The sequence below is a fragment of the Mycobacterium sp. genome (genome assembly GCF_052145595.1).
GTDB lineage: Bacteria > Actinomycetota > Actinomycetes > Mycobacteriales > Mycobacteriaceae > Mycobacterium.
Genome location: NZ_JBKQOI010000084.1, coordinates 1 through 3,891, shown reverse-complemented (window position 1 = coordinate 3,891; position 3,891 = coordinate 1). Strand labels below are relative to the sequence as shown.

2 protein-coding genes and 2 pseudogenes are annotated in these 3,891 nt (G+C 66.6%); 1 reads left to right on the top strand and 3 read right to left on the bottom strand.

Going from position 1 to position 3,891, the window contains the following annotated elements:
• Positions 1-226 precede the first annotated feature (226 nt).
• Positions 227-1,102, top strand: a complete 876-nt coding sequence (locus tag ACLP4W_RS07005) for a D-alanyl-D-alanine carboxypeptidase family protein (RefSeq protein ID WP_442385422.1) — start codon at positions 227-229, stop codon at positions 1,100-1,102.
• 72 nt (positions 1,103-1,174) lie between these two features.
• On the opposite strand, the gene ACLP4W_RS07000 is transcribed toward ACLP4W_RS07005, so the two are convergent.
• The 3 genes and pseudogenes from ACLP4W_RS07000 to ACLP4W_RS06990 form a co-directional block, all read right to left on the bottom strand.
• A complete protein-coding gene (locus ACLP4W_RS07000) occupies positions 1,175-1,777 on the bottom strand; it encodes a TetR/AcrR family transcriptional regulator (RefSeq protein ID WP_442385421.1) in 603 nt (200 codons plus the stop codon).
• Between the two features lies 1 nt (position 1,778).
• A pseudogene (locus ACLP4W_RS06995) lies at positions 1,779-3,621 on the bottom strand (N-acyl-D-amino-acid deacylase family protein).
• A 73-nt stretch (positions 3,622-3,694) separates the two neighbouring features.
• Positions 3,695-3,891: pseudogene (locus tag ACLP4W_RS06990) on the bottom strand (serine/threonine protein kinase); the annotation flags it as partial.

The following is a 3,891-nucleotide window of genomic DNA, read 5'->3' as shown; positions in this document are numbered from 1 at the left end:
GCCGGGAAATCCTGCCAGCATTGGTGCCCGGGTGACCCCCTTCCCGCAGGCAGACCCGTCCCGTGGGACGGAAATGTCTGCCACGACTACTTCTGGGACTACTACGGCGTCCACGACATCGGCACCGGTGCCTTCTACTCCTGGAGGGACATGCCCTGGGGGTAGAAGCCTCCGTCTGGGCGCCGGAATAGGCGCCGCGCGGGCCTGGAAGTTAAACTTTGCGGCCATGCGGAAGCTGATGGCTGCGGCTGTGCTTGCTGTCGGTGCTTGCGTTGCCACCGTCGGCGTGAACACCGCGGCGGCCGACAGCATGCAGCCGATCGGCTCGCTGCCGATCCCCGACGGGCCGGCCCAGACCTGGATCGTGGCCGATCTCGACAGCGGCCAGGTGCTGGCCGGCCGCGACCAGAATGTGGCCCACCCGCCCGCGAGCACCATCAAGGTGCTGTTGGCGTTGGTTGCCCTGGACCAGGTGAGCCTGGACTCCACCGTCGTCGCCGACGTGGCCGACACCGAGGTCGAGTGCAACTGCGTCGGCATCAAACCGGGCCGCACCTACACCGCGCGCCAGCTGCTGGATGCCCTGCTGCTGGTCTCGGGCAACGACGCCGCCAACACGCTGGCGCACCTAATGGGCGGGGCGGACGCGACGGTAGCCATGATGAACGCGAAAGCGGCCGCCCTGGGGGCGACAAACACCCACGCGGCGACCCCGTCCGGGCTGGACGGGCCCGGCGGCTCCGGGGCCTCGACGGCGCACGACCTGGCCGTCATCTTCCGGGCCGCGATGGCCAACCCGGTGTTCGCGCAGATCACCTCCGAGCCGTCGGCGATGTTCCCCGGCGATAACGGTCAGCAGCCGATCACCAACCAGGACGAACTGTTGGCGCGCTATCCCGGCGCCATCGGCGGCAAGACGGGCTTCACCAACGCCGCTCGCAAGACGTTCGTCGGCGCCGCCGCCCGCGGTGGCCGCCGACTGGTGATCGCCATGATGTACGGGCTGGTGAAAGAGGGCGGACCGACGTACTGGGACCAGGCCGGGACCCTGTTCGACTGGGGTTTCGCGCTCAACCCGGAGTCCGGCATCGGGTCGCTGTAGGCAACGCGAGCAGACACAGAATCGCACCGACACGCCCATCCGCGTGCGATTCTGCGTCTGCTCGCGCAGGTGTTATGAGCCCGCAGCCGGGAATGCCCCGGTGATCAGGGTCGTCAGTAGCGCAATGCGCCGCTCTTCGATATCCGGTTCCGGCAGCACCCCTCGCACGATGGCGGCGCCGTCGAAGACGTTCGTCATCAAGGCCACCAGCACCGGAAACGTTTCCTCCGAGAAGGTCTCGGCGCCGGGCAGTGCGCGCGCGGCGTCGTAGATCTTGGCGGTGTACTGCCCAAGCACGTCACGCAGATGGGCGTTGAGCTTCTCGTCGGTGCGGGCGGCGATCATCAGTTCGTACAGCACCGCGTTCGTGGGGCTGCCGGTGATGTCCCGCAGAATCGTCAGCGCCGCTTCCAGGGCCGGTCGGTCGGCCGGTATTTGCGCGACTTGCTTGGTGAATGACTCCACCTGACGGCGCAGCACCTCGGAAGCTGTTGCCGCCATGAAATCGCCCATCGTCTCGAAATGACGGAACAGGGCGCCCACGGACACCCCCGCCCGTTTGCTGATCACGGCAGCGGATGCCCGGGCGTATCCGACCTCGATGATGCTGGCGATGCAAGCCTCGAGGAGCCGCCCGATCGTCTCCTCGCGACGTTGCCGCTGGGTCCTGGTCATCTCAGGTGCCGACGCTCACCGCGTCGGACTGCCTTTGACGCGAACCCGCCCGCAGGTAACGGCCCGACTTCACGGTCCGGCCGTAGCCGTCGCGGAATCGGCCCTCGCGGAACACGACGGCGCCGCCCACGCCGGTCGCGACCACGGCATCGTCGTTGCGATTGACCATGCGCCGCAGGCCACCGTAGAACGGAACCTCTTCCTCGTAATAGCCGTCCAGCGATTCGTTGAGGCCGCCCGGGTCGATCACGACGAAGTCTGCGCGGTCGCCTTGACGCAGCGTCCCGGCGTCGATGCCAAACCACTCCGCCAATTCGCCCGTGAGGCGATGCACCGCCCGCTGGGTGGACATAAACGGCGCGCCCGCCCGGTGAGCGTCCCGGGTGCGCTTGAGCATCCGCAACCCGAAGTTGTAGAACGCCATGTTGCGCAGGTGCGCGCCGGCATCCGAAAAGCCCATGTGGACACTGGGTTCGACGGCGAGTTTGTTCAGCTGCCTGGGCCGGTGGTTGGCGACGGTGGTTGTCCACCGCACGTTGCGCTCACCGTTTTCCACGAGCACGTCGAGGAACGCGTCGAGCGGGTGCAATCCGCGCTCGTCGGCGATCGCACCAAAACTCTTGCCGATCAACGACTCGTCGGGGCACTCGACGATGACCGCGTCGTGGAAGTCGCGGTGCCACAACGACGGTCCGAGCTTGATGCGGTCGAACTCACGCCGGAACCTGCGGCGGTAGGACTCATCGGCAAGTAATTCGTTGCGCTCCAACTGTTCACGCAGATGAAGGGCCGCCGTTCCGGCGCCGAACTCTTCGAAGACCGGCAGGTCGATTCCGTCGGAGTACAGCTCGAACGGGACCGGCAGGTGCTGGAACCGCACGCTGGAGCCCAAGAGGGCGTTGAGCACGCGGGTGCCGAGCCCGAAGACGTGCGCGGCAAGCGGCATCGACTTGGCGTCGGCAGAGACCAGCAGGCTCATCCGAACGGGATTGCGGCGGACGAACATTCGGCTGCTGGACAAGAAGAACAGCAACCCTGATGCGGGGTTTTCGACGTCGGGTGCGCTCTGCAGCATCCGCCCGCGCCTGCGCAACACCTTGATCAGCTTGTGCCGCTCACGCCATGTCGCGAAGGTTGACGGCAGCGCGCGCGATCGGAAGCGCTCCCCGTCGAGTTTGTCGATGGCCGCGTCCATCCCGGACATACCGAGCACCCCGGCATCGAGCGCCTCTTCGAGCATTGCCGCCATTTTGTCCAGTTCGGCATCGGTGGGCCTGACGGCGGCGTCGGTGGCGCGATCAAGTCCCAGCACCGCGGTCCGCAGATCCGAATGACCAAGCAGCGAGCCGACATTCGGCCCCAGCGGGAGCGCGTCGATCGCCTCGATGTACTCCGCGGCCGTCGACCACGTCCTGTTGGAGTCCAAAGCGCCGCAGACATATTCGCGCGGCACCGCTTCGACCCGGCTGAACAGATCGGCGGCGTCCTCGGAGTTGGCGTAAACCGTCGACAACGAGCAATTGCCCAGCAGCACGGTGGTGACACCGTGGCGCACCGACTCCCGCAGTCCGGGGTCCAGCAGCACCTCGGCGTCGTAGTGGGTGTGCACGTCGATGAAGCCGGGCACGATCCACTTGCCGGCGGCGTCGATCACCTCGGGGCAACCGGTCTCGTCCAGGGGACTCTCCGAGTGCGACGCAACCGTGGCCACCACGCCGTCGCGAATACCGAGCGTACGAGTTTGCGGCGCGCTACCGGTGCCGTCGAACCAAAGTCCGTCGCGAATGATCACGTCGTAGGTCACCGTTTTCCTCCAGATCATCGGGTTGCCGCGAGCGTAACATAGATAGCAAGTACTCGCAATCTTTTATCCAGACCGCGCGAATTCGAACAAAAGCGCTGTTCAGCGGTTGTCGATCAGCGATGGGGCGCAGGGGCCGTCATGGTTGGCGTTGGGGCGCCGGGGACCGTCGCCGGGTCCGGTACGGCGACCGCCGGCGGCGCGTCGCCGCTGCGACTGAGCACCGCGGGGATGCGCATCACGGCCGATCGCTGACCGCATTCATTGGATTGCACGGTGACGGCCTCCTCGCCGCTGAGATCGCCCTGCGGCT

Coding starts and splice junctions, on each gene's coding strand:
- ACLP4W_RS07005 (WP_442385422.1), top strand. CDS start 227: ATGCGGAAGCTGATGGCTGCGGCTGTGCTTGCTGTCGGTGCTTGCGTT.
- ACLP4W_RS07000 (WP_442385421.1), bottom strand. CDS start 1,777: ATGACCAGGACCCAGCGGCAACGTCGCGAGGAGACGATCGGGCGGCTC.